We start from the raw sequence: 23740 nt of genomic DNA on the forward strand, positions 1-23740 counted from the left end.
GGCGTGCGAATGTGCACCGCCCGGACGCCCCGATGCGCCTCCACCGTCACGGGCCGCCGCCGGCGCCTGCCGCGCCAGACGACCGCCCCCTTCACCCGCTGCCCGCGCGGGTCGCGCGCGCCGCGCTGTTCGCGGCGCTGCTCGTCGTATGTGCGGCCGTCGCCGCAGCGCTGCCCGCCGCTGCACCCGCAGCCGCGCGCCCGGTCGTCGTGATCCCCATCAACGGCGCGATCGGGCCGGCCAGCGCCGACTTCATCGTTCGCTCGCTCGATCGCGCCGCACGCGAGCACGCGCCGCTCGCGATCCTGCAGCTCGACACGCCGGGCGGCCTCGACACGTCGATGCGGCAGATCATCAAGGCCATCCTCGGCTCGCCGGTGCCGGTCGCCGCATTCGTCGCGCCGGGCGGCGCGCGCGCCGCGAGCGCGGGCACCTACATCGTCTATGCGAGCCACTTCGCGGCGATGGCGCCCGGCACCAATCTCGGCGCGGCGTCTCCCGTGCAGTTCGGCATCGGCGGCGCCACGCCGGCGCCGGGCACCAACCCCGCTGCGCCGCGAGCACCGCCGGCCGGGACGCCGGGTGCATCGGGAGCCTCGGGCACGTTGCCGGCCTCGCTGCCGACCGACACGCAATCGACCGAAATCCGCAAGGCGATGCAGGACTCCGCCGCCTACATCCGCGGCCTCGCGCAGTTGCGCGGGCGCAATGCCGAATGGGCCGAGCGCGCGGTGCGCGAGGCCGTCAGCCTGTCGGCGACCGAGGCGCGCGCGCAGCACGTCGTCGACCTGATCGCGCAGGATCCGGCCGACCTCGCGCGCCAGCTCGACGGCCACAGCGCGACGACCACCGCCGGCACGCTGCGGCTCGCGACCGCGCATGCGCCGCTCGTCGTGGTCCTACCCGACTGGCGCAGCCGCTTCCTGTCGATCATCACCGATCCGAATGTCGCGCTGATCCTGCTGACGATCGGCATCTACGGCCTCTTCTTCGAATTCGCGAACCCCGGCTTCGTGCTGCCGGGCGTCGCCGGCACGATCTGCCTGCTGATCGGGCTGTTCGCGATGCAGTTGCTGCCGATCAGCTATGCGGGTCTCGGCCTCGTGCTGCTCGGTCTCGGCTGCCTGGTGGCCGAAGCGTTCCTGCCGACCTTCGGCGTGCTCGGTTTCGGCGGAATCGTGTCGTTCACGATCGGCGCGCTGATGCTGATCGATACCGAAGTGCCCGGCTACGGGATTCCGTGGCCCGTGATCGCGAGCCTCGCGCTCGGCGGCGGGCTGCTCGTCGCGGGCGTGTCGAGCGTTGCGCTGAGCGCACGGCGGCGGCCGGTCGTGACGGGCGCCGAGGCGATGGTCGGCAGCATCGGCGAAGTGCTCGACGACGGCCTGTGCGCCGACCAGCCGTACGGCGCGGCCGGCCCCGCGCCATCGGCCGCGGGCTGGGCGCGCGTGCATGGCGAGCGCTGGCGCGTCGCGAGCAGCGTGCCGCTCGCCGCGGGCTGCCGCGTGCGCGTCACCGGCCGCCAGGGATTGCTGCTCACCGTCTCACCGCTCTACGACGTGCCGGTTCAGGAACAACAACACCACGGAGAACCAACATGATGGGCTACACCTTCGGCTTCAGCAGCGTCCTGATCGTCTTCGTCGTGGTGCTCGTCGCGTCGTCGATCCGCATCTTCCGCGAGTACGAGCGCGGCGTGGTGTTCATGCTCGGCCGGTTCTGGAAAGTGAAGGGCCCGGGGCTCGTGCTGATCATCCCGATCGTCCAGCAGGTCGTGCGGATCGACCTGCGCACCGTCGTGTTCGACGTGCCGCCGCAGGACGTGATCACGCGCGACAACGTGTCGGTGAAGGTGAATGCGGTGGTGTATTTCCGCGTCGTCGATCCGGAGAAGGCCGTGATCCAGGTCGCGCGCTTCTTCGACGCGACGAGCCAGCTCTCGCAGACGACGCTGCGCTCGGTGCTCGGCAAGCACGAGCTCGATGCGCTGCTGGCCGAGCGCGAACAACTGAATGCCGACATCCAGAAGACGCTCGACGCGCAGACCGATGCGTGGGGGATCAAGGTATCGACGGTCGAGATCAAGCACGTCGACCTGAACGAGACGATGGTGCGCGCAATCGCGCGGCAGGCCGAGGCCGAGCGCGAGCGGCGCGCGAAGGTGATTCATGCGGAAGGCGAATTGCAGGCATCGGAGAAGCTGCTGCAGGCCGCGCAGCGGCTCGCGCAGGAGCCGCAGGCGATGCAGCTGCGCTATCTGCAGACGCTGACGACGATCGCGGCGGACAAGAACTCGACGATCGTGTTTCCGCTGCCGGTCGATTTTCTGGGGGCGATGCTGGAGCGGCTGGGCAAGCCGCACGAGCGCTGACACGCGCGTTTCCCGGCCCGCGCGACGCGGCCGTCGATCCCGCCGGACGCAGGGCCGCGACGGCCCGGCGCCCGGCGTACGGTGCATACGTCAGGCCAGCAGCTTGCGCTCGGTCTTGCCGTACTTGATCGACTTCTCGTCCGGGATCATCAGGCCCGTGTGCTCGTCGCGGCCCTGCAGCAGGAAGCGTGCGTCCGGCTTGCCGATCTGCTCGGCCGCGAGCTTGCTGTCCGCGCCGATCTCGCCCTTCTTCATCCGGTTGACGATCACGCCGGCCGCGGTGTCCTTGAAGTCGCGCAGCATCCACGCGTCGCCGTCGCTATCGCCGAACACCAGCAGCGGGCCGTAGCCCTTCTTCGATTCGAGCACGTTGCGGATGCCCACCGTCTTGCCCGGGCCGTAGTTGAAGTGCCAGCCGTCCGGGTAGTGGCTGACGTACTTGCCGTCGCGCATGTCGAGACGCAGGCCGATCACGTTCTCCGGCGGCACGCCGTAGCCGTAGTTCGGGTGGCCGGCGAACACGCGCACGACATCGTCGATCGATGCGGTGCTCACGTACACGTCGATGCCGTTCGCGCGCAGCGTATGCATCACCGCGCGGATCTCCTCGTGAATGCGGATACCGTGGAAATGCGTCGCGGCGACGACGCCCGCCTTGCCCGGCAGCGTCTTCGGGCTTTCATACTTCACCTTGCGCAGCGCGTCGCCGATGCCGTAGTTGTTCGACGCTTGCGCCATCGCCTGCAGCTCGGCGGTCGTCATGTTCTTGTAGAAGTAGATGATCCACTTGTAGCCGATCTCGAGCGGATGCGTATCGCAGATCGCGTCGTACATGTAGTACAGCTTCGCGCGGAAATCCTTGAACTGATCGGTCTCGCGAATCTCGTCGAGGCTCTTGCTGCCGCCGAAGCCCTGGTAGTTCGCGTAGAGCCAGCGATAGTCGGATTCGACGTCGGCGGCGAGGTCCTCCATCGTCACCGGCTTGCCGTCCACCGTCGTGTAGTCCTTCGCGAATGCGCCCTTCGGCACGTCCTTCCACATCACGTCGACGAATTCGTCCGGCGTCAGCTTGTACTGCAGATGGTTGATCTGGTACATCAGCAACGCCTCTTCGCAGTCGTTCATGATGCACGTGTTGTCCCAGTCGAACACCGCGTACGGGCGGCGCTTTGCGTCGTAGCGCGCGCTCGCGACGCCATGCCGGTCGAGCACCGCCTGCAGGCGCGCGGCGTTGAACGGCGACCAGCGGCCCGGGTCCAGCGCATCCGGCGCGGTGGCGCTCTTCGCGTCGGCCGTGCCGGCCTTGAGCAGCAGCGACGTCGCGGCGGTCGCCGCGGCAAGGGTATTCATGAACTTGCGGCGTTGCATGGTCTCTCTCTCCGTGGGGTGTCGAATCGGTTTCGGTCGCTATCCCGCGCGGCGCACCGGCGGCTCATCGACGCAGCGAAGCCGGGACGGCTCCGAACTGGGGGCGGATGATGTGACGAAATTATTTCGACAATATGACGGCGTCTCGCCAAGACGCGACGGGGAATTGATCCGGTGCGACCTGCCGGGTCGTCACATGCCGTGCCGTCGCCAAGGCGGCAGCACGCGCAGCCATCCCCACCGGCGCCGGAGCCGCTCGTGACAACCTCCGGCCGGCGCCCCCGATCCGTCCGCGCGCGCGCCGGCGGCCATCCGGCCCCAACCTCCGGAAACCTAGAGTCTCCCCTCCATTTCGGCCCTTCATTAGGACAAGTCCTCACTCCCGGGGGCTGGCGCGCCACGCCGAACCGGCTATCATCGTTACATCAATCAATGGCACATTAAATGCTGACTGAATAATTCGCGACCGGACCACCGGCGGATGCATTCCGGATCAGCACCCCGCTTTGCACCGGACCGGAGCGCGCGTTGCGCGGGACCGGAGTCAGTGCAGAAGCACCAACACCGGTCGACAAGCGCTGAAGCGCCCGCTCCGGCCGACATATGGAGACGCATCATGGCCGACCACCACCCGCTGCCGGAAGTCCACCTCGACGAGCTGCCGCAATTCCGCGCGGTCCAGCAGCTTGCCTACCGCTGCGTCGAAACCGTCGGTGCGATGCTCTACCCCGGCATCACCGAAAAGGAGGCCGCGCGCCTGCTGACCGAATGGCTGCAGGACAACGGCGTGCACGACTGGCTGCACAAGCCGTTCGCGTGGTTCGGCGACCGCACCGCGTTCGAGGGTTTCTCGGGCCTCAAGCACATGGGCGGCTTCAATCTCGCGTTCTTCCCGAGCAACCGGCAGCTCGAAACCGACATGCCGGTGATCCTCGACGTCGCGCCCGTGCTCGACGGCATCGTGGCCGACGTCGGCTACGCGCACTGCCTCGGCGAGAACCCGATCCTCGAACAGCTGCAGGACGACCTGATGGACCATCGCGACATGATCGTGCGGCTCGTGAAGGCGCGCCGATCGATGGCCGAGGTCGCGCAGGAAGTCGACGCGCTGTGCCGCCGCCAGGGCGTCGAGCCGCGCCACAAGGCCTATCCGTTCAAGGTGCTCGCGCATCGCGTCGCGAAGATCCACAAGCTGTCGAAGCCGCGCTTCGTCGCGCGTTTCGGGCTGAACGCGACGCGCAACCTGCTGCTCGACCAGGGCCGCGCGGCGAAGCAGCAAGGCTGGTCGCCGCTGTGGTCGATCGACCGCCGCTCCGAGCACGCGCCCGTGCCGGGCCTGTGGGCCGTCGAGCCGCATCTCGGCTTCGCCGGCGTCGGCGCGAAATTCGAAGAGCTGCTCGTGATCACCGAAGACGATGCGTACTGGCTCGACGAAGACCTGCCGCACGTGCGCCGCTGGCAGCGCCGCCAGGCCGAACGCGCGCAGGCCGCCGCGACCGTGCCGGCCGCCGCCTGACGTGCCCGCGCCTTTCCTCCCGAATCCCTGAACGACGGACTCACGATGCAGCCTCTTTCCGACGAAGCGCCGCTGGCCCTGTTCGAATCGGTTCATAACGAGACGGCGGTCGCCTCGGGCGACCTGACGCTCGCGGTCAAGACCTGGGGCGACCCGGCCCGTTCGCCGGTCGTGCTCGTGCACGGTTATCCCGACGACAGCAGCGTCTGGCGGCACGTCGCGCCGCTGCTCGCGCGCAAGCACTACGTGATCGCATACGACGTGCGCGGCGCGGGACTGTCCGGCGTGCCGAAGCGCACGGCCGACTACCACCTCGCGAAGCTGACCGACGACTTCGTCGCGGTGATCGATGCGCTCTGCCCCGGCCGCGCGGTACACCTGATCGCGCACGACTGGGGCTCGATCCAGGGCTGGGAATTCGTCACCGATCCGCGCCTTTCCGGCCGCATCGCGTCGTACACGTCGTGCTCGGGGCCGTGCCTCGACCACGTCGGCTTCTGGCTGCGCGAACGCGTGCTGCGCCCGACGCCCGCGTCGCTGGCCAAGCTGGGCGGCCAGCTCGTGCGGTCGTGGTACGTGTACCTGTTCCACCTGCCGTTCATCCCCGAGCTCGGCTGGCGGCTGTGGCTCGGCCGCGCATGGCCGCGCCTGCTGCGCCGCCTCGAAAAGACGCCCGCCGCGCCGCGCGCGACGCAGGCCGACGACGGCGCGCACGGCGTGCGCCTCTATCGCGCGAACTTCATCCGCTGCCTGTTCGCGCCGCGCGAACGCTACGCGCATGCGCCCGTGCAGACGATCGTGCCGCTCGGCGACAAGTACGTGAGCCCCGCGCTGTCCGAGAACCTGTCGCGCTGGGTACCGCAGTACTACCGGCGCGAGGTTGCGGCCGGCCACTGGCTGCCGCTCGCCGATCCCGCGCGCTTCGCGGATCTCGCCGGGCAACTGATCGACGCGGTCGAATCGGGCCACGAACCGCCCGCGCTCGCGAATGCACGCCGCCGCGCAACGAGCGGGCGCTTCAGCGGCAAGGTCGCAGTCGTCACCGGCGCGGGCAGCGGCATCGGCCGCTGCGCGGCGCTCGCATTCGCCCGCGAAGGCGCGACGGTCGTCGCCTGCGACATCGATATCGCGAGCGCCGAGCGCACCGCGCTGCTGATCGGGCTGACCGGCGCGCAGGCGCATGCGAAGCGCGTCGACGTCGGGTCCGCCGACGAGATGGAAGCGCTCGCGGCATGGGTCGGCAGCGAACTCGGCGGCGCGGACGTCGTGATCAACAACGCGGGCATCGGCATGGCCGGCGGCATCCTCGACACGAGCACGCGGCACTGGGAGCGCATCCTGCACGTGAACCTGTGGGGCGTGATCCACGGCTCGCGGCTGTTCGCGCAGCAGATGGCCGCGCGCGGCACCGGCGGCCACATCGTCAACACCGCGTCGGCCGCCGCGTTCGGGCCGTCGCGCGACCTGCCCGCGTACGCGACGACCAAGGCCGCCGTGCTGATGCTCAGCGAATGCATGCGCGCGGAACTCGCGGAAAAGGGCATCGGCGTGACGGCCGTGTGCCCCGGTTTCGCGGAAACCGGAATCATGGCGTCGACGCAATACGCGGGCGCCAACGCGCAGGACGAAGCGCGGCTGCGCAAGCGCGCGACGAAGCTGTACCAGATGCGCGGCCTGAAACCCGAGACCGTCGCGCAGGCGATGGTCGACGGCGTGCTGCGCAACCGCCCCGTCGTTGCGGTCGGCGGCGAGGCGCACGCGATGCGCCTGGTCGGCCGCTTCATGCCGTGGCTCGGCCGGATGATCGCCCGCGTCAGCATGGCATCGCATTGACGGCGCACGACGCCGCACAGGGAGACAGACGCAAATGACCGCTACCGCCGACTACCACAAGATCAAGGCCCGGCACGTGAAGTTCGACTTCAGCGACACGCCGATCACCTGGGTGCCGAACGATCCGGGCAGCACCCACATCATCAACACGCTGAACCTGCTGTTCCCGGAAGGCGAACTGTGGTTCTGCCGCGTGTACAACAAGGCGCTGCCGCTGATCACCGATACACGCCTGCGCGACGAGGCCGAAGGCTTCCTGCGGCAGGAAGCCGTGCATTCGCGTTCGCACGGCGGCGTGCTCAAGCACTACTACGACCGACACGGGATCGACACGAAGCCGTTCACGCAGAAGCTCAACCGGCTGTTCACGCGCGCGCTCGGCGAACAGCCGCTCGGGCTGAAGATCGGCCATACGCGTTTCTGGCTGCGGCAGCAGCTCGCGGTGATCGCGTCGCTCGAGCATTTCTTCGGCTATCTCGGCAACTGGGTGCTCAACGCGCACGCGCTCGACGAAGGCAAGGCAGACCCGACGATGGTCGACCTGCTGCGCTGGCACGGCGCGGAGGAAGTCGAGCACCGCACCGTCGCGTTCGACATCTACCGGCACCTGGGCGGCACCTATCCGGAGCGCTGCGCGCACATGGCGTTCGTGATCCTGCTGCTGCTCTACTACATCACGACCGGCGCGAAGTTCATGTACAGACGCGACCCGGTGGCCGGCCGCTACCCGGGCTTCGTGCTCGCGTGGTGGCAGGGCTCGCGGCGCGGGCACCTGCCGTCGTTCTGGAAGGTGATCGGCGCGGCGCTGCGCTATTTCAAGCCGGGCTATACGCCGCATCACGAAGGCTCGACCGAGCAGGCGCTCGAATACCTCGCGCGCTCGCCGGCCGCGCAGGCAGCCGCGCACGGCGGCAACTGGGGCACCACGAAAGGCGCGTAACCGGGTTTCCGGCGGGCGCGGCGGGCGGCGCCCGCCGAAATGCGTACAATCGCGGCTTCATTTCCCGGAGGTGCCGCGATGGCCATGAAGAAAACCGATCTAGAAAAGAACAAGGCGCTCAAGCTGACGCACGCGATGAAGCAGTCGGGCGCCGCCCGTTTCGGCAAGGGCGCCGAAGACGCGGCAAAGCTCGACCGCCGCGCGCAGCGCAAGCTCGACCAGGAACAAGGGCTCGTGCCGTTTGCGTGCAAGCTCAACGCCGAGCTCGTCGAGCAGCTGAAGGCGCGCGCGGCCACGCATCCCGAAGGGATGACGGGCCTGCTGTCCGAACTGCTCGTGAACGGTCTCGCGCAACGCGACGCGTAACCGCCACGCCTCTCGAAAATGTCGTTGACAGCGCCGCGCTGCCACGACACACTCGTTCGCATGCCTACGTTCAAGCTCATCGCCATCGCGAATCATTGCCCGGTGAACATTCGAAAGAATGGATCACGGGAGGCGCTTGTGCGTTAGCAATCGAGCAGTACCGCATGTCACACAAGGCCTCGCCGGAAACGGATGAGGCCTTTTTGTTCTGGTGCGCGTCATCCGTCCGGCTCACTGAATGGAGAAGACGATGGACCAGGCAAGCCAGCTGTTTGACCGTCCCGACCGGCGCCGCGCCGGCACGATCGCATTACCGACCGTCGTGATCCGTTTCGCGGTCGCGGCGCGCACGACGATGACCTGGCGCGCGCCGCAAGACGCGGAAATCCGCGCACACGGCGCGGCGCTGTGGATCACGCGCCCGCCGAGCGTCGACGACTACTGGGTGCAGCCCTGCGACGTGCTGCGCATCGCACGCGGCGACCGCATCTGGCTCAGCACCGATGCCGACCGATCGGCCGAAGCGTCGATCACGACCGCCTACGTGCGGCGCGGCGAGCGCTTCAGACGCACGCTCGCGCAAGTGCAACGTTTGCTCGTCGGGGTATGGAGAAGGAGTGGATGATTGACGCGCCGTCACGCACGCGAGACGCGGAACGGCCGCGACCGGAAACAGACGCACCTGCGGCGCTAACCGCCGCAGGTGCGCATCGAATGACGCGGCACGCCAATGCGTGCTGCGAGCGATCGCGCGCCGTGCGCAGCTATCGGATGCAGCAGGTGCATCAGGTGCTGGCGGCGAGACGCGGGCCCGTGCTTCGGGGAGTTGAATCGAGCTCGGGGCGTAGCGCAGCCTGCGAGGTCACCCACGGATCGATGCCCTGCTTCTGCACCTCTTCGAGGAATGACACACGTGTACGCCAGTAATCCGCCTGTAATTTCGCATCGATGACGCGCTGTTCCGCAGTGAACAGTTCCATGCGCGCCGTCACGAGCATCGACGCAGCGGTTTTTTCCGGCGTGGGGGCGTGTCGCATCGCCCAACGGCTGATCCAGTTCAACATGCTGACCTCCGTGATTACGGACGAACCCGCATCGGGCAATCGCAATCGGCCGTGCCTGCCCAAACGCGCAACGGCCTTGACCGCCATTCACCGCCTGGCCTGCACGGACTGCGACTCCCCCGCGTCGGCAATTACCGGCCGGCGTGTGCATGCGCGGTGTATCTATCCTAGAAAGACTTGCCGGTTTATGCGATGGGGTCTTGCAATCTTTTACACAGAAACCACAGTCGCCCACGCATCGCGAAATGACAGTTGCGGGCGGGACGGCTTCGGCGCAGGATAGCTCGTTATCTGCGACTGCCCGGACTGACGCATGGCTGCTGCACGCCGCTGCGCTCTCGCATCGGCCATGCACGCGCGTCCGCGCGCACGTCATCGTGCACGTCATGCCTGCACCGTATTCGTGCAGCATGCGTGCGCTCCGTTTCAGTCGAATGTCATCGCGTACCGGCCGCGCGCAATGTGGCCGACGTGCCGTTGCGCATGCATCGGCCGGCCCCCGCCTGTTCGTCACGCTCCCGTTTTTACCCTTTCCGCCTGCCCGTTCCGCCCGAACCGGTAAAATGCGCGCCTTCGTCGCGCGGCCGGGCTGCCAGACCGTCGCACGCAGGCAGTCGATCGTGCCCTCCAACTATATCGTCCGAGCTATCCGCGCTATTACAATCCGCCGATAGCCGGGCAATAGTGGCTGGTTACATTAAGCCGGCCGCTGCCTTTACAACAATTCGGCACAACAAGCAACACGACAACCCGACCGGAGAAACGCCCTAATGGAATCCATCAAGCGGTATTTCGGCTTCGCTGAAGCCGGCACCGACTTCCGCACCGAAATACTCGCGGGCGTCACCACGTTCCTGACGATGGCCTACATCATCTTCGTCAACCCCGCGATCCTCGGCGACGCCGGCATGCCGAAGGAATCCGTGTTCGTCGCGACCTGCCTCGTCGCGGCGCTGGCTTCGATCATCATGGGGCTGTATGCGAACTACCCGATCGCATGTGCGCCGGGCATGGGCCTGAACGCGTATTTCGCGTACACGGTCGTCAAGGGCATGGGATTCACGTGGCAGGCCGCGCTCGGCGCGGTGTTCATCTCCGGCTGCCTGTTCCTGCTCGTCACGCTGTTCCGCGTGCGCGAGGCGATCGTCAACGGCATTCCGAAATCGCTGCGGATTTCGATCACCGCCGGCATCGGCCTGTTCCTCGGCATCATCTCGCTGAAGACGTCGGGCGTGATCGTCGGCAGCCCGGCCACGCTCGTCACGCTCGGCGACCTGCACAAGCACGACACGATCCTCGCGATCGTCGGCTTCTTCACGATCGTCACGCTCGACCACCTGCGCGTGCGCGGTGCGATCCTGATCGGCATCATCGGCGTCACGATCCTGTCGTTTTTCTTCGGCGACAACCAGTTCCACGGCGTGTTCTCCGCGCCGCCGTCGATCGACGCGACGCTGTTCAAGCTCGACATCGGCGCCGCGCTGTCGACCGGCATCATCAACGTGATCCTGGTGTTCTTCCTCGTCGAGCTGTTCGACGCGACGGGCACGCTGATGGGCGTCGCGAACCGCGCGGGCCTGCTCGTCGAAGGCAAGATGAACCGCCTGAACAAGGCGCTGCTCGCCGACAGCACGGCGATCGTCGCGGGCTCGGTGCTCGGCACGTCGTCGACCACCGCGTATATCGAGAGCGCATCGGGCGTGCAGGCCGGCGGCCGCACGGGCATGACGGCGATCACCGTCGCGGTGCTGTTCCTCGCGTGCCTGTTCATCGCGCCGCTCGCCGGTGTCGTGCCGGGCTATGCGACGGCTCCTGCGCTGCTGTACGTGTCGTGCCTGATGCTGCGCGAGATGGTCGACGTGCCCTGGGACGATGCGACGGAAGCCGTGCCGGCCGCGCTGACCGCGCTGCTGATGCCGTTCACGTACTCGATCGCGAACGGCGTCGCGTTCGGCTTCATCGCATACGGCGGCCTCAAGCTGCTGACGGGCCAGGCCCGCTCGGTCAAGCCGATCGTGTGGATCATCGCGGCCGTGTTCCTGTTCCGCTACTTCTATCTCGGCAGCGAATGACGGATGCGCTTCGGCGCGATGCTCAATGAGAAACGCCACCTTCGGGTGGCGTTTTTGTTTGCGAATGCGCCCGGCGCGGACGACGCCGCGTCATGTACCCGCCTCCCCCAGCACCCAGCGCGCAAAGGTCTGCAGCGGCCCGTCGCCAAGATCCAGCGCTTCGGGCAGCACGAGACAGAAGCGCTTTACCACGCCCCGACCGTCCGGCCAGGGCGCGGCGAGCAACCCTTGCGTAATCTCGGTATCGACATACAGCCGCGGCACCAGCGCAACGCCGAGCCCGGCCTGGGCCGCCGCGATCAGCATCGAGTAAAGATCGTAGCGCGCGCCGGCGGCCGGATTGCTCACCGGCAACCCCGTCTCCTGCACGTACGCCGACCACGCGTCGGGCGTCTGGCGCTTGTGAAGGCGCGGCAGCGTGCCCAGCAACGCGTCCGGATGCCCGCCCGCGAGCAGCGACGGGTGGCAGACCGGCACCAGCACCTCCTCGCATAGCCGGTACGTATGCATGCCGGCCCAGGCAGGATGCTCGAAGTGAATCGCTGCGTCGAATCCGCTGCCGGCCAGCACGAACGGATCCGCGCGATCCGCGAAATGCACCGTGATGTTCGGATGCTGCGCCTGGAACCGCTTGAGCCGCGGAATCAGCCAGCGCGTCGCAAACGTCGGCGTCACGGCGATATCGACGCTGCCGCCGTCGCCGGGCTGCCCCATCATGTACTGGCTGTCGCGCTCGAGCCGGTCCAGCACTTCGCGAACCTGCGCCGCATAGCGCGCGCCGTTCGGTGCAACCCGAACGCGGTTGCCGACACGCTCGAACAGCGTCACGCCGAGAAACGTCTCCAGCCGGCCGATCTGCCGGCTGATCGCGCCTTCCGTCAACGCCAGTTCGTCGGCGGCGCGCGCGAAGCTGCCGTGCCGCGCCGCGGCCTCGAATGCCATCAATGCCGAATTGCTCGGAATCCTGCGTCGCGTCACGATTGCTCCCGGTCCGACGGTCGTCGGTCAAAGCTTGATCAAATATCAATGAATAGTGACGAATTGTCGTTTTTCGCCACTACAGCGCCTGATTATCATGACAAAAACTCAACCAGTCGAGCGGCGATCAATCCCGAAGGCCGCTTGCTCCCCGTGGAGGCGTGATGATCTATGCCGTTGAATGCAGCTTCGCCGACCGTGCCACCGAAGCCGAGTGGAACGATTTCTACAGCCGGATCAAACTTCCGGCGCTGATCTCCGTATCCGGCTTCCGCACGTCGCAACGCTTTCGCGCCCTCGGCGGCGACGGCCCCGTCTACCTCGCGCTTCACACGATCGACAGCCCCGACGTGCTGACGTCGGCCGAGTATCGCGACAAGGGCGGCGGCAATTTCGCGCGCTGGCAGCCGCATATCGTCGAGTGGAGACGCAACGTGTACGACGGCGCAGCACCCGCGCCGACCGTGTCCGGCCATCAGTGGCTGGCCGTGTGCGACGACGCGGCCCCATTCGCGCGAGCCGGCATCGCAGCCAGCGCGATTCATGCGATCGCGCTGGACCGCCAGCCGGCCCATCGCTGGCTGGCCGTCCTGACGCACGATCAGGCGCGGCTCGCGTCCGAGCCGTCCGACACCGCGATCCGGCTCTACGCGCCGATGGGCGACCAGCTCGTCGGCGCGCCGGCGTCGGCGGCCGCACGCTGACGGGAGCCCTGTCATGCCCGGCGTCACGATTTTCATCCCCGAGGCGAGCATGCCGTCGAACGCCGCACTCGACGCGCTCTCGTCGGCCTGCGCGACCCTCTGCACCGACGTGTTGCGGGCTGCACCCGGCACGGTCCATGTCGTTCATGTCCCGGTCAGGCACGGCTGCGGACATCCCGTCAGCGCGGAGATCCGCTATCGCCTCGAATCATTTCGCACCACTGAGTTAATGGACCGATTCATGACCGAGCTGGATCGCGAAATTCTCCGCCACACCGGATTCGTCGCACGCATCCGCTGCTTCGGCTACGACACGATCCACCTTCACGCCCGACATTGATCCATGAGCGAACCACTTCCCTGCTTCCCGTTCCCGTGCCGCCGGATCGGCGATTTCTCGGTCACCGCGATAAGCGACGGCACGCTGACGGCCGGCCTCGACTTGCTTTCGAACATCGCGCTCGACGACGCGACCGGCATCATGCACCGGGCAGGCATCCACACGCCGTCCAGCGTGAACATCAACTGTTACGTGATACGCGGGAACGGCCGCACCGTGCTTGTCGATGCCGGCACCGGCGGCATCCGGAACTGGGGCGGCCACCTGATTCCGTCGCTGTCGCGAGCCGGCATCGATACGCGCGACATCGACACGATCCTGCTGACGCACGCGCATCCCGACCACATCGGCGGCCTGCTCGACGCGAGCGGGCAGCCGGCCTTTCCGGATGCGGAGGTGGTCATTCACGAACGGGAACGCGCGTTCTGGCTGGACGATGAATCGTACGATCGCGCGAACGAGCGGGCTCGCGTCAACTTCCGGATCGCGCGGCACACTTTCGACGTCTATCGGGCGAAGCTGCGCACCATCGAAGCAGGCGACGTGCTGCCCGGCATCGCAGCCGTGCCGCTGCCGGGGCATACGCCCGGCCACACAGGCTACCGCGTCGAATCGCGTGGCGAGCGCCTGCTGATCTGGGGCGATCTCGTGCATTTCGCGCCGATTCAGGTGGCTCGCCCGGACGTCTCGATCGCGTTCGATCACGATCCGTCGCAGGCGTTTGCGACGCGCGCGGCAACACTCGCCGAGGCCGCTTCGGACAACCTGCTGATTGCGGGAATGCACCTCGCCGAAGCCGGCTTCGCACGCATCGCGCGAACGAACGGCGAAACAGGTGGCGCGTATGCGCTCACCGGGGCGGACTGAGCGAAACGGAACAACGGGCACGCCATCGCGCCGCACGACGATCGGATCGGCCGCGCATCAGGCGGCGTCAGCGTGCGGTCGAACGAGCATGCGCCGATACGACACGGGCGCCGGTATTCGGCGCCCGCTCAGTCGCTGTCCGGTCGTCCGGCTCAGCGCCAGTTCGCCTCGTAGAAGCGCACATAACCGCTGCGCAGCGTCACGCATTGCGCGCGCGTCTCCGACAGCAGGCGCCGTGCGGCCGCCTCGATGCGATCGCGGTGCTGGTCGAATGCGCCGACCATGTCCTCGAAGCGCGGCGATGCCGCGCCGAAGTGGTCTTCCAGCGCCTCGGCAGTGATCTGGCATTGGACGCGCTCGCCATTGACCAGCGCCGTGAACCCAAGCATCAGGTCGCGCCCCGAATATTCAGGCTTCTCGTTCGTGAAATGGATCTGCATGAAGCCGCCTCGACCGGTAGAACACGAATGACCGCGTCCGTCGTCCGCTACCGGCCGGACGAAATCTACGCGGGCTCGCCAGCGGAAGCACCGTCCGCGGGGTATGGCGCGGACAATGCCTGCTGGTTGCTTTCCACTTTAGACGGTTTCGCGCAGGAGACAAATTTTCCGGCATGCGTCGTTCCGACGCGCATTTCATCAGATCAGCGCGGCATCCGGCACCGTTTCGGAAACGGGCATCAGTGCGGATCGGTGGGCCAGACGTTGAGCGCGATCGCGGCCGTCGTGACGCCCACCGCAATCGCGGCCGCCCCGTATCGCACCGCATCGGTCAGATCGAACAGCAACCCGTGGATCGCCACGGCTATGCCGCCCAGCATGATGAAGGTGGCGATGGCCGCCAGCACGACTCTCAGTTCCGTCCGAACCATGATGCGTCTCCCGAACGGATGCATGTCGCGTCGCATGCATGTTGCGATGCGGAACACGGCGCGTGCGTGTTCCATTTCCATCATTGCATGCGGCCATTTAAAAGCAAGTGGATTTTGTTCGCGGTCGCATATCGCACGTGGCGCTTGTATGATGATGCGTACCCGGATGGTCGGCCTTCGTGCCCGATGGTGCGCCGCAAGCGAAACGTGGATTCCGCAGAGGGTTTCGGCGATATGGCTTCGGCAAGTACCGCGGCACGGGATTGGCCGATCGAGGAGCATGGGGCCCGAGTAAGCGCTGAAGCGCTGACCGAGGCCGACCGCGAAGCATGGGACCAGAGTAAGCGCTGAAGCGCCAACTCTGGTCGACAGGAGACAAGTCATGCCGCAACCCTTCGTGCTGCCCGCCACCGCGGGTCGCACCGACCTGCTCGCGCAGGCGCATGCGCGTTCGACCGCGGTCGGCCTGCGCGCGCACGAGCGCCCCGATTTCTCGGCGCTGTCGCACACCGCGCTGCGCGAACTGCTCGATACGAATCACGCACTGTTCTCGCACGCCCGCCCGGTGATGGAGAACCTCCACGCGCAAATCGCCGATACGCAAAGCCTCGTGCTGCTGACCGACGCCGACGGCGTGATCCTGCACAGCATCGGCGACGCGGACTTCATCGAGAAAGCCAACCGCGTCGCGCTGTGCACCGGCGTGTCGTGGGCCGAAGGCGCGCGCGGCACCAACGCGATCGGCACCGCGCTCGCATCGGGCCAGGCCGTCGCGGTGCACGGCGCCGAACACTTCCTGCGCGCCAATCACATCCTCACCTGCTCGTGCGCGCCGATCTTCGATCCGTTCGGCCGCACGCTCGGCACGCTCGACGTCAGCGGCGACCCGCGCGGCTCGAGCCCGCATACGCTCGCGCTCGTGCGGATGTCCGCGCAGCTGATCGAAAACCACCTGTTCGCGAACCAGTGTGCGGAAGCGTTGCGGCTGCGCTTTCACGCGCACGAGGATTGCGTCGACTCGCTGTTCGCGGGGCTCGTCGCGTTCGGCCCCGACGGCGGGCTGATCGCCGCGAACCGCAGCGCACAATTCCAGCTCGGCGCACCGTTCGATGCATTGCAGCACCAAGGCTGCGACGCGCTGTTCGGCATGCGCTTCGGCCAGCTCGCGCAGCAGGCGGCGCGCGCGCCCGGCACGACGTTCCGTCTCACGCTGTCGACCGGCGTACGCGTACTCGCGCGCTGCGAATTCGCGGAAGCGCAGCGCGCGACCGTCGCCGTCACGCCGCCCGCACCGGCCGCGCGCGTGCGCACGCCGGACCCCGACGCGATCACGTTCGCGACGCTCGACACCGGCGACGCGCGCATGGCCGCCGTGCTCGAACGCGTCGCGAAGATCCGCGGGCGCGACCTGCCGCTGCTGATCCTCGGCCAGACCGGCACCGGCAAGGAATGGCTCGCCCGCGCACTGCACCAGGCCTCGCCGCGCGCGGACGGCCCGTTCGTCGCGGTCAACTGCGCGGCACTGCCCGATTCGCTGATCGAGGCCGAACTGTTCGGCTATGAGGACGGCGCGTTCACGGGCGCGCGCAAGCGCGGCAGCCCCGGCAAGATCGCGCAGGCCGACGGCGGCACGCTGTTTCTCGACGAGATCGGCGACATGCCGCTCGCGCAGCAGGTCAGGCTGATGCGCGTGCTGCAGGAACGCGCGGTGATGCCGCTCGGCGGCGCGCGCGCGGTGCCGGTCGACGTGCGCGTGGTCTGCGCGACCCATCGCGACCTGCGCTCGATGATCGCCGAAGGCACGTTCCGCGAAGACCTGTTCTACCGGATCAACGGGCTCGCGGTCACGCTGCCGGCGCTCGCCGCGCGTACCGACCTGCCCGCGCTCGTCGACCGGATTCTCGCGCGGCTCGCCCGCAGCGAGCCGATGCCGCGCCGCATCGCGGCCGACGTGCTCGACGCGTTCACGCGCCACCGCTGGCCCGGCAACCTGCGGCAGATGACCAACGTGCTGCGCACGGCCGGCATGCTCGCCGAAGACGAAGCCGAAATCACGCTCGCGCATTTGCCCGACGATTTCTGGCTCGACTGCGACGATGCGACGCCGGCACCCGCTGCGGCGGCCGCGACCGCACCGGCCGACCCGCGCGAAGGAACGACGCTGCAAAGCCATCAGGCCGCGGTGATCGACGCGGTGCTCGCGCGGCACGGCGGCAACGTGTCGGCGGCTGCGCGCGAGCTCGGCCTCGCGCGCAATACCGTGTACCGGTACCTGCGCCGGCACTGATGCCCGCGGCCGGCGGGCGCCGGCCGCAGGCGGCTTCGGGTATGCTTGGCGCGTTGCCCGACCGCCGCCCGCTTCAGCCATGACCACCCCGGAACACCCTCCTCTCGTGCGCATCGAGCCGCTCGGCACGACCTTCGATGCGCCCGACTCGCTGACGCTGCTCGAGGCCGCCGCATTCGCGCGCGTGTCGCTGCCGCGCTCGTGCCGCAACGGCACGTGCCGAAGCTGCCTTTGCCGGATCGTCAGCGGCAGCGTACGCTATACGATCGAATGGCCGGGGTTGAGCCGCGAGGAAAAGGCCGACGGCTATACGCTGCCGTGCGTGGCCGTCGCGACGTCCGACCTCGTGCTCGACGTGCCCGACGCGGTCATGCTCGACTAGACGCGGCGCACGGTCGCGCGCGCCGTCCTGCAACGGTTGATCCTGCATGGAGAACGTGATGACCCAGCAAACCGATCGCATCGAAAAGCAGACCCTGCTCGCGGCATCGCCCGACCGCGCCTGGGAAGCCGTCAGCAATTCCGGGGAATTCGGCCACTGGTTCGGCGTCACGTTCGACGGGCCGTTCGCGGCCGACCAGCCGCTGTTCGGCCGCATCACGCCGACGCGCGTCGACGACGACATCGCCAAGGCACAGGAGCCCTATGCGGGCACTGTGTTCGAAATCGTCGTCGACCGCATCGAGCCGAAGCAACTGTTCTCGTTTCGCTGGCATCCGTTCGCGATCGATCCGAACTTCGATTACACGTCCGAGCCGATGACACTCGTCACGTTCACGCTTGCCCCACAGGCCGGCGGCACGCTGCTGACGGTCACCGAAACGGGTTTCGACCAGTTGATCGAGGCGCGTCGCGCGAAGGCGCGCGAGATGAACGATCAGGGCTGGGCCGCGCAGATGATGCTGATCACGAAATATCTGGCGAAGCACGCATAACGCGCCGCGATGCCGCACGCCGCTGCCGACATGCGAATCGACGTGCGTGGCATAATCCGCTCCATCCTCGCCCATACGCCGCCGCGCATCGCATGCTGAGTCGTCGTCTCCGGAAGATCGGCAGTCTGATCGGGATGCTCGCCATCCTGATGACGGCGCTCGCGCCGACGATCTCGCAGGCGCTGACGACGCAAGGCCGTGTCGATGCGCTGCTGGCCGGCTACTGCACGGCCGCGCCGACCACCGGCGACCGCTCCGCCGATTCGTCGTCGAAGAGCCTGCAGGCTCACCTCCAGGCATGCGGCTACTGCAGCCTGCTTGCCCATACGCCCGCACTGCCCGCGCCCGAACAGACGTTCGCGGCCAATGTGCGCGTCATCCAGCACCGCGAAGCGACCCGCTTCGACAGCCTGCGCCGCGCGCTGCCGCTCACGGCCGCGCAGCCGCGCGCCCCTCCGCTCGCGTCCTGAACCGTCGTCGTCACGCGTGATGCCGTAGCGCATCGCGCGGTCCGCGCACGCCACCGGCGTGCGTGACGTGTCACGTTTCGAAGGACGATCATGCGTCACCGTGTAGCGCGCGGCGTCGTGCCGTGCGTGCGGTCGGCCGCTTCCGGTGCGTACTGTCGCGCCGACCGCAGCCGGCATCGGTGCCGCTGCGATCCCGCTCGCGCATCCGTCCGTCGAATCCGTGTGTCCATCCGATTCGCCACTCGCACAACCAGCCATGAAAACCACCCCTTTCGTTCGCGGCGCACTCGCCGCACTCGGCTTCGTCGTCATCCAGGCCGCCCAGGCCCACGCGCTCCCGAAGACGCAGGAACCGGCCGCCGGCGCCACGCTTTCGAGCGCGCCGCACGCGGTGACGATCGATTTCAGCGAAGCGCTCGAGCCGTCCTTCAGCTCGATCGCCGTCACCGACAGCCACGGGCAGTCGGTCGCCGACGGGAAATCGGCCGTCGACGCCGGCAACCGGAAACGGATGCACGTCGCGCTGGCCAGCCTGACGGCCGGCACGTATACGGTCGCGTGGATCGCCGTAGCCAGCGACGGCCATCGCACGAAAGGCCGCTACACGTTCACGCTGAAGTGATGCACGCGATGCGCTTCGGCATGACGCGCCGATCGCATTGCCGTCGATGCCCCATGCAGCACACCCGATAAGGAGAACAAACGATGAAACGCACGATTCCGACCGGCCTGCTCTTCGCGCTGCTGGCGCTGCAAGCCCCCGCCACGTTCGCCGCACCGGTCGTGCAGGCCGACAACTGCTGGATCCGCGCGATGCCGGCGACGGTGCCGTCGTCCGGTTACTTCACGCTGAAGAACGACGGCGATGCGCCCGCCAGCCTGACAGGCATCGACACCCCCGCGTACGGGATGGCGATGGTGCATGAAACGCAGACGAACGGCAGCACCGCGAAGATGGTTCATGTCGACGCGGTCGTGGTGCCCGCGCACGGCACCGTGACGTTCAAGCCGAAGAGCTATCACGTGATGCTCGAGCAACCGCGCCAGCCCGTCGCGCCCGGCGCGAAGGTGCCGTTCCGGCTGCATTTCGCGGACGGCTCGACGGTGTCCGTGACCTGCGACGCGAAGGCACCGTCGTATACCGGCCAGTAATCAGTAACGTTGCATGCGCAACTACCGATGGAGACGAACATGAAGAACCGCCTGCCGCTGGCCGACCTGATCGTCCGCTACCGGACGCCGCTGAATGTCGCCGTGCTGATCGCCTGCGGGTTATGGGCCGCGTGGATCGCGTGGATGACGCGGCCCGCCGCGATCGATACGCCGCCGTCGATCCCCGCGTACTGCATGCGCGACGCGCGCTGACGCACCGCGCCGGTTCCGGCGGGTGCCTGAACTATTTTGGCGTGGCATCATCGCTTCACCCCTCCCGCCGGAACCGCCTCCCGGAGCGACGCATGTCCATTCAGACCTGGATGCTGTTTGCCGCAGCCTATCTCGCCACGACGCTGTCGCCGGGGCCCAACGTGCTGCTCGTCATCCGCAACACGGTGCGCTACGGCACGCACGGCACCGCCGCGACGATCGCGGGCAACCTCGTCGCGCAGGGCGTGGTCGTGCTGCTGGTCGCGCTCGGCGTCGGCGCGGTGCTCGCCGCGATGCCGCCGCTGTTCGTCGCGATGAAGGTCGTCGGCGCCGCGTACCTGATGGTGCTGGGCGTCCGGCAACTGCGCGGCGACCGCAAGGCCGCCGCTTCGACCGGCGCAGCGGAGAGCGCCGTGCCCGACCGCGGGAAGCTGTTCCGCGAAGCGCTGTTCGTGTCGGGCAGCAATCCGAAGACGATGATCTTCCTGTCGGCGTTCATGCCGCAGTTCATCGTGCACGACCGCCCGCTCGCGCTGCAGTTCGTCGTGATGTACACGACGATCGCGTGCACCGTCGTGGTCGTTCACAGCGTCTATTCGGCCGGCGTGCGCCGGTTCCATCGCGGCTTCGGCATGAGCCGCGCGGTGCGCGCGCTCAAGCGCGCCAGCGGGCTGCTGTTCGTCGGGCTCGGGATCAAGCTGCTGACTGCACGGCAGGTTTAACAAGCGCACGCACGGCGGGCAGCCCCTCCCCGTCAGACCTTCCACGCGGCCAGCGCGTCGACGATCCCGTCGAACGACGGCCGGGTGTCGATGTCCTCGCTCACGCAAGCCGCAGCGAGCGCTGCCAGGTCACTCGCCCCGCTCCATGGGCGCGGCGCGCAATGCGCGAGCAGTTCGCCGAGCAGATGGCCGAACGCACGGACCTCCAGCCGTTCGAGCCGGGTGCCATGCCGTGCATCGCTCGTGTCGTAGAACGATGCCGCACCGAAGTCGCCCAGCAGCGCGCCGCCCTCGCCGTCGTGCAGGATGTTGTGCGCATACAGGTCGCCGTGCATGATGCCGCGCGCGTGCAGATGGCGTGCGGCCGACGCGATGCCGTGTGCGATCCGCACGGCCTCTTCCGGCTCGAATCGCGCGTCGGCCGCATACACGTCGCGCGTGCAGGTTGCGAAGCTCGGCGGCCCGGCCAGGTTCGCGAGCGCCGGATCGACCAGTTCCATCACGAGGCCGTGCGTGCCGTCCGGATGACCGCGCACCTTGCCGATCACCGGGATCACGTTCGGGTGGCGGCCGGCGTGCAGGCACGCGGCCATTTCACAGTCGGGCAGCCCGTCGCTCGTCACCGCGCCCTTGAACAGCTTGACCGCGACCGCGCGCGGCGCATGACCGTCCGCACGCCATTGCGCGCGGTAAATGACGCCCGACGCGCCTTCGCCCAGCTTCTGCTCGCACGAGAGCGACGCCCAGTCGACGTCCGCGACCTCCGGCCCGGCCGACGCCGCGGCTTCCGGCGCGGCGCTGAACGGATTGCCTGAGTATGCGAGCCACGCAAGGCGCGGCAGGCGCGGCAACCAGTCGGGCAGTTCGTCCAGCCGGTTCGCCGACAGGCGCACCAGTTCGAGCGCACGGCATGCGGCCATTTCGGCAGGCAGCGCGCGCAGCCGGTTGCCCGCGAGCATCAGCTTCTGCAATCGCGAGCAGCCGCCGATCTCGGCGGGCAGTGCATCGATTTCGTTGTCGGTGAGGATCAGCCAGCGCAGCGCGCGCGGCAGCGATCCGTGCGGCACCGTGCGAATCCGGTTCGCCTTGAAGCCGATCATGTCGAGCTGCGCACACGCGCCGAGCACCTCGGGGAAGGCGGTGAAGCGGTTGCCCGACGCGAACAGGATGCGCAGGCGGTGCAGCCGCGACAGGTCGTCGGGCAGCGCGGCGAGCGCATTGCCGGACAGGTCGAGCACTTCGAGCGTGTCGGCCAGATCGAAAATCTCGCGCGGAAATTCGGTCAGCCCGCACGCGAGCTTGAGTTGCCGGGCGCCCGACAGTTGTCCGGCCTGCAGTTGTTCGAGAGTGGTGGTCACTGGGAGAAAACGGGTTGCGGTTGCGATGATCGTCGGACCGATCGCCCGAATTCTACCGGGATCGCTTTCTCGCACACCGCAACCGTGTCATACCCCCTTCACAAACGCGCAATGTGACGCTAGAATTGCGCCCCTTGCAGTGCAGTGCCGACGTGGTGAAATTGGTAGACACGCTATCTTGAGGGGGTAGTGGCGAAAGCTGTGCGAGTTCGAGTCTCGCCGTCGGCACCAGATGATGCGGTTTCTCCGCGTTTCGAGCATTTTCAAAAACCCGCGACAGCGCATGGCCTCGCGGGTTTTTTGTTTTTATCGCGCTCGACGACACGATGCCGATGCAAGCCCGGCGCGCACCGGGAAATTCAACGCGGGACGGATCTGCCCCAAGCACCTCGGCACACCCCGCTACGCCAGCAACAGAAAATTGCGAACGACCGCCGACGGCTCGTCGCATCGCGACGCAATGGCCAGCCTTGCACGCAGCGCATTACCCGCGAACGGCCGATAGACGACCCCGGCGACCTGCACCTGCGTAATCGCCTTCGGCACGACCGACACGCCCAGTCCGGCCGCGACCAGCGTCACCGCGGACGCGATCTGCGGCGCGGGTTGCGCCATCCGCGGCTCGAATCCTGCGGCATTGCATGCGGCGACGATGTCGTCGAACAGCGCGCTGCCGGCCTCCCGAGGCACTTGCACGAACGACTCGTCGGCCAGCTCGGCCAGATCGATGCGCCGACGCTGCGCCAGCCGATGCGCGACGGGCAGCGCGACATACATCGGCTCCTCGTCCCAGTCGGTCACCCGCAACGTCGCGGCGACACGGCGTTCCGGCCGCACGATCGCGACGTCGAGGCGCCCGGCATCCAGCTCGTCCAGCAAGACGCCCGAGGTCGCTTCCTGCAACGTCAGCTCCGCATCCGGAAACGCCTCCCGAAAGCGGCGAATCAGATCCGACACTTTCGAATTGAACGCCGCCGTCCCGGTGAAGCCGACCCGCAGATGGCCGGTTTCCCCGCGCGCAGCCCGCCTTGCCGCCCGTGCTGCACGCTCGGCATCGTCGAGCACGCGGCGCGCCTCTTCCGCGAAGACCTCGCCCGCCAGCGTCAGCTCGGCGCCGCGCGCGGTCCGCTTGAACAGCTCCACGCCGAGTTCGCTCTCGAGCGCCTTGATCTGCTGGCTCAACGGCGGCTGACCGATGCCGAGCGTTTCGGCAGCCTTGGTGAAATTCGACGTGGCCGCCACGGCCAGAAAGTATCGGAGATGCCTGAGTTCCATTCGCTACGTGACCTCGCGGTGAGCCGGGCTGGCTCGTC

26 protein-coding genes and 1 tRNA gene are annotated in these 23740 nt (G+C 67.7%); 20 read left to right on the forward strand and 7 right to left on the reverse strand.

Features of this window, described 5'->3' with window-relative positions:
• The first annotated feature begins 32 nt into the window (after positions 1-32).
• Positions 33-1601 (forward strand): NfeD family protein, encoded by a 1569-nt coding sequence (locus MRS60_RS23040; protein WP_243566763.1) that lies wholly within the window; start codon positions 33-35, stop codon positions 1599-1601.
• The gene (locus MRS60_RS23045) at positions 1598-2371 is read left to right on the forward strand and encodes a slipin family protein (RefSeq protein WP_034180634.1); all 774 of its coding nucleotides are present in this window, start codon (positions 1598-1600) and stop codon (positions 2369-2371) included. The genes MRS60_RS23040 and MRS60_RS23045 overlap by 4 nt, the downstream gene beginning before the upstream one ends.
• Positions 2372-2461: 90 nt before the next feature.
• Here MRS60_RS23045 and MRS60_RS23050 read toward each other — a convergent pair whose 3' ends face one another.
• Positions 2462-3739 carry an HAD family hydrolase gene (locus tag MRS60_RS23050; protein WP_131946291.1) on the reverse strand — a complete coding sequence of 426 codons (1278 nt, stop codon included), beginning with the start codon at positions 3737-3739 and terminating at the stop codon, positions 2462-2464.
• A 616-nt stretch (positions 3740-4355) separates the two neighbouring features.
• On the opposite strand from MRS60_RS23050, the gene MRS60_RS23055 reads away from it, so the two are divergent.
• The 5 genes from MRS60_RS23055 (at position 4356) to MRS60_RS23075 (ending at position 9019) form a co-directional block, all read left to right on the forward strand.
• On the forward strand, positions 4356-5255 hold the full coding sequence (locus MRS60_RS23055; RefSeq protein ID WP_217591107.1) for a M24 family metallopeptidase: 900 nt from the start codon (positions 4356-4358) through the stop codon (positions 5253-5255).
• Between the two features lie 45 nt (positions 5256-5300).
• Entirely contained in the window at positions 5301-7088 is a 1788-nt protein-coding gene (locus tag MRS60_RS23060; RefSeq protein WP_034180639.1) for an SDR family oxidoreductase, read from the forward strand.
• Between the two features lie 34 nt (positions 7089-7122).
• Entirely contained in the window at positions 7123-8028 is a 906-nt protein-coding gene (locus tag MRS60_RS23065) for a metal-dependent hydrolase (RefSeq protein ID WP_243566764.1), read from the forward strand.
• A gap of 78 nt (positions 8029-8106) precedes the next feature.
• Entirely contained in the window at positions 8107-8394 is a 288-nt protein-coding gene (locus MRS60_RS23070) for a hypothetical protein (protein ID WP_105392205.1), read from the forward strand.
• A gap of 250 nt (positions 8395-8644) precedes the next feature.
• Positions 8645-9019, forward strand: a complete 375-nt coding sequence (locus tag MRS60_RS23075) for a DUF2917 domain-containing protein (protein ID WP_243566765.1) — start codon at positions 8645-8647, stop codon at positions 9017-9019.
• Between the two features lie 160 nt (positions 9020-9179).
• On the opposite strand, the gene MRS60_RS23080 is transcribed toward MRS60_RS23075, so the two are convergent.
• Complete coding sequence (locus MRS60_RS23080; RefSeq protein WP_072441829.1) at positions 9180-9458, reverse strand: hypothetical protein; 279 nt, start codon at positions 9456-9458, stop codon at positions 9180-9182.
• Positions 9459-10228: 770 nt separating this feature from the next.
• On the opposite strand from MRS60_RS23080, the gene MRS60_RS23085 reads away from it, so the two are divergent.
• Positions 10229-11530: an NCS2 family permease gene (locus MRS60_RS23085; protein WP_034180643.1), complete on the forward strand. Its 1302-nt coding sequence runs from the start codon at positions 10229-10231 to the stop codon at positions 11528-11530.
• 90 nt (positions 11531-11620) lie between these two features.
• On the opposite strand, the gene MRS60_RS23090 is transcribed toward MRS60_RS23085, so the two are convergent.
• Entirely contained in the window at positions 11621-12472 is an 852-nt protein-coding gene (locus MRS60_RS23090) for a LysR substrate-binding domain-containing protein (RefSeq protein WP_243566766.1), read from the reverse strand.
• A 200-nt stretch (positions 12473-12672) separates the two neighbouring features.
• On the opposite strand from MRS60_RS23090, the gene MRS60_RS23095 reads away from it, so the two are divergent.
• The 3 genes from MRS60_RS23095 to MRS60_RS23105 are packed head-to-tail and all read left to right on the forward strand — an operon-like array spanning position 12673 to position 14419.
• On the forward strand, positions 12673-13212 hold the full coding sequence (locus tag MRS60_RS23095; RefSeq protein WP_243566767.1) for a sugar ABC transporter: 540 nt from the start codon (positions 12673-12675) through the stop codon (positions 13210-13212).
• 13 nt (positions 13213-13225) lie between these two features.
• Positions 13226-13552, forward strand: a complete 327-nt coding sequence (locus tag MRS60_RS23100; RefSeq protein ID WP_243566768.1) for a hypothetical protein — start codon at positions 13226-13228, stop codon at positions 13550-13552.
• Between the two features lie 3 nt (positions 13553-13555).
• Positions 13556-14419 carry an MBL fold metallo-hydrolase gene (locus MRS60_RS23105; RefSeq protein WP_243566769.1) on the forward strand — a complete coding sequence of 288 codons (864 nt, stop codon included), beginning with the start codon at positions 13556-13558 and terminating at the stop codon, positions 14417-14419.
• 152 nt (positions 14420-14571) lie between these two features.
• On the opposite strand, the gene MRS60_RS23110 is transcribed toward MRS60_RS23105, so the two are convergent.
• Both MRS60_RS23110 and MRS60_RS23115 read right to left on the reverse strand, forming a co-directional pair.
• On the reverse strand, positions 14572-14859 hold the full coding sequence (locus tag MRS60_RS23110) for a DUF1488 domain-containing protein (protein ID WP_034180648.1): 288 nt from the start codon (positions 14857-14859) through the stop codon (positions 14572-14574).
• A gap of 239 nt (positions 14860-15098) precedes the next feature.
• Positions 15099-15374, reverse strand: a complete 276-nt coding sequence (locus tag MRS60_RS23115) for a DUF2964 family protein (protein WP_235212474.1) — start codon at positions 15372-15374, stop codon at positions 15099-15101.
• A gap of 298 nt (positions 15375-15672) precedes the next feature.
• On the opposite strand from MRS60_RS23115, the gene MRS60_RS23120 reads away from it, so the two are divergent.
• From MRS60_RS23120 to MRS60_RS23155, 8 genes are all read left to right on the forward strand, one after another.
• Positions 15673-17577, forward strand: coding sequence for a sigma-54-dependent Fis family transcriptional regulator (locus MRS60_RS23120; RefSeq protein ID WP_243566770.1), 1905 nt, complete (start codon positions 15673-15675; stop codon positions 17575-17577).
• A 79-nt stretch (positions 17578-17656) separates the two neighbouring features.
• On the forward strand, positions 17657-17959 hold the full coding sequence (locus MRS60_RS23125; protein ID WP_034180650.1) for a 2Fe-2S iron-sulfur cluster-binding protein: 303 nt from the start codon (positions 17657-17659) through the stop codon (positions 17957-17959).
• 58 nt (positions 17960-18017) lie between these two features.
• Positions 18018-18512: an SRPBCC family protein gene (locus MRS60_RS23130; RefSeq protein ID WP_034181004.1), complete on the forward strand. Its 495-nt coding sequence runs from the start codon at positions 18018-18020 to the stop codon at positions 18510-18512.
• Positions 18513-18604: 92 nt separating this feature from the next.
• Complete coding sequence (locus MRS60_RS23135) at positions 18605-18982, forward strand: DUF2946 domain-containing protein (protein WP_034180651.1); 378 nt, start codon at positions 18605-18607, stop codon at positions 18980-18982.
• Positions 18983-19238: 256 nt separating this feature from the next.
• The gene (copC, locus tag MRS60_RS23140) at positions 19239-19604 is read left to right on the forward strand and encodes a copper homeostasis periplasmic binding protein CopC (protein ID WP_175747217.1); all 366 of its coding nucleotides are present in this window, start codon (positions 19239-19241) and stop codon (positions 19602-19604) included.
• Positions 19605-19687: 83 nt separating this feature from the next.
• The gene (locus MRS60_RS23145) at positions 19688-20134 is read left to right on the forward strand and encodes a copper chaperone PCu(A)C (RefSeq protein WP_034180653.1); all 447 of its coding nucleotides are present in this window, start codon (positions 19688-19690) and stop codon (positions 20132-20134) included.
• Between the two features lie 39 nt (positions 20135-20173).
• Positions 20174-20347 carry a hypothetical protein gene (locus tag MRS60_RS23150; RefSeq protein ID WP_165948044.1) on the forward strand — a complete coding sequence of 58 codons (174 nt, stop codon included), beginning with the start codon at positions 20174-20176 and terminating at the stop codon, positions 20345-20347.
• A gap of 92 nt (positions 20348-20439) precedes the next feature.
• Positions 20440-21069, forward strand: coding sequence for a LysE family translocator (locus MRS60_RS23155; protein WP_034180655.1), 630 nt, complete (start codon positions 20440-20442; stop codon positions 21067-21069).
• Positions 21070-21101: 32 nt separating this feature from the next.
• Here MRS60_RS23155 and MRS60_RS23160 read toward each other — a convergent pair whose 3' ends face one another.
• Positions 21102-22427, reverse strand: coding sequence for a leucine-rich repeat-containing protein kinase family protein (locus tag MRS60_RS23160; RefSeq protein WP_105392217.1), 1326 nt, complete (start codon positions 22425-22427; stop codon positions 21102-21104).
• 146 nt (positions 22428-22573) lie between these two features.
• Between MRS60_RS23160 and MRS60_RS23165 the strand changes: the two genes are divergently transcribed.
• Positions 22574-22658: transfer RNA gene (locus MRS60_RS23165), tRNA-Leu, on the forward strand.
• 171 nt (positions 22659-22829) lie between these two features.
• Here MRS60_RS23165 and MRS60_RS23170 read toward each other — a convergent pair.
• Complete coding sequence (locus tag MRS60_RS23170) at positions 22830-23702, reverse strand: LysR family transcriptional regulator (RefSeq protein ID WP_034180660.1); 873 nt, start codon at positions 23700-23702, stop codon at positions 22830-22832.
• Between the last annotated feature and the right edge of the window lie 38 nt (positions 23703-23740).

This window comes from Burkholderia pyrrocinia, from assembly GCF_022809715.1.
Classification (GTDB): Bacteria; Pseudomonadota; Gammaproteobacteria; order Burkholderiales; family Burkholderiaceae; genus Burkholderia; species Burkholderia pyrrocinia_C.

Coding starts and splice junctions, on each gene's coding strand:
- MRS60_RS23040 (WP_243566763.1), top strand. CDS start 33: ATGCGCCTCCACCGTCACGGGCCGCCGCCGGCGCCTGCCGCGCCAGAC.
- MRS60_RS23045 (WP_034180634.1), top strand. CDS start 1,598: ATGATGGGCTACACCTTCGGCTTCAGCAGCGTCCTGATCGTCTTCGTC.
- MRS60_RS23050 (WP_131946291.1), bottom strand. CDS start 3,739: ATGCAACGCCGCAAGTTCATGAATACCCTTGCCGCGGCGACCGCCGCG.
- MRS60_RS23055 (WP_217591107.1), top strand. CDS start 4,356: ATGGCCGACCACCACCCGCTGCCGGAAGTCCACCTCGACGAGCTGCCG.
- MRS60_RS23060 (WP_034180639.1), top strand. CDS start 5,301: ATGCAGCCTCTTTCCGACGAAGCGCCGCTGGCCCTGTTCGAATCGGTT.
- MRS60_RS23065 (WP_243566764.1), top strand. CDS start 7,123: ATGACCGCTACCGCCGACTACCACAAGATCAAGGCCCGGCACGTGAAG.
- MRS60_RS23070 (WP_105392205.1), top strand. CDS start 8,107: ATGGCCATGAAGAAAACCGATCTAGAAAAGAACAAGGCGCTCAAGCTG.
- MRS60_RS23075 (WP_243566765.1), top strand. CDS start 8,645: ATGGACCAGGCAAGCCAGCTGTTTGACCGTCCCGACCGGCGCCGCGCC.
- MRS60_RS23080 (WP_072441829.1), bottom strand. CDS start 9,458: ATGTTGAACTGGATCAGCCGTTGGGCGATGCGACACGCCCCCACGCCG.
- MRS60_RS23085 (WP_034180643.1), top strand. CDS start 10,229: ATGGAATCCATCAAGCGGTATTTCGGCTTCGCTGAAGCCGGCACCGAC.
- MRS60_RS23090 (WP_243566766.1), bottom strand. CDS start 12,472: ATGGCATTCGAGGCCGCGGCGCGGCACGGCAGCTTCGCGCGCGCCGCC.
- MRS60_RS23095 (WP_243566767.1), top strand. CDS start 12,673: ATGATCTATGCCGTTGAATGCAGCTTCGCCGACCGTGCCACCGAAGCC.
- MRS60_RS23100 (WP_243566768.1), top strand. CDS start 13,226: ATGCCCGGCGTCACGATTTTCATCCCCGAGGCGAGCATGCCGTCGAAC.
- MRS60_RS23105 (WP_243566769.1), top strand. CDS start 13,556: ATGAGCGAACCACTTCCCTGCTTCCCGTTCCCGTGCCGCCGGATCGGC.
- MRS60_RS23110 (WP_034180648.1), bottom strand. CDS start 14,859: ATGCAGATCCATTTCACGAACGAGAAGCCTGAATATTCGGGGCGCGAC.
- MRS60_RS23115 (WP_235212474.1), bottom strand. CDS start 15,374: ATGATGGAAATGGAACACGCACGCGCCGTGTTCCGCATCGCAACATGC.
- MRS60_RS23120 (WP_243566770.1), top strand. CDS start 15,673: ATGCCGCAACCCTTCGTGCTGCCCGCCACCGCGGGTCGCACCGACCTG.
- MRS60_RS23125 (WP_034180650.1), top strand. CDS start 17,657: ATGACCACCCCGGAACACCCTCCTCTCGTGCGCATCGAGCCGCTCGGC.
- MRS60_RS23130 (WP_034181004.1), top strand. CDS start 18,018: ATGACCCAGCAAACCGATCGCATCGAAAAGCAGACCCTGCTCGCGGCA.
- MRS60_RS23135 (WP_034180651.1), top strand. CDS start 18,605: ATGCTGAGTCGTCGTCTCCGGAAGATCGGCAGTCTGATCGGGATGCTC.
- copC (WP_175747217.1), top strand. CDS start 19,239: ATGAAAACCACCCCTTTCGTTCGCGGCGCACTCGCCGCACTCGGCTTC.
- MRS60_RS23145 (WP_034180653.1), top strand. CDS start 19,688: ATGAAACGCACGATTCCGACCGGCCTGCTCTTCGCGCTGCTGGCGCTG.
- MRS60_RS23150 (WP_165948044.1), top strand. CDS start 20,174: ATGAAGAACCGCCTGCCGCTGGCCGACCTGATCGTCCGCTACCGGACG.
- MRS60_RS23155 (WP_034180655.1), top strand. CDS start 20,440: ATGTCCATTCAGACCTGGATGCTGTTTGCCGCAGCCTATCTCGCCACG.
- MRS60_RS23170 (WP_034180660.1), bottom strand. CDS start 23,702: ATGGAACTCAGGCATCTCCGATACTTTCTGGCCGTGGCGGCCACGTCG.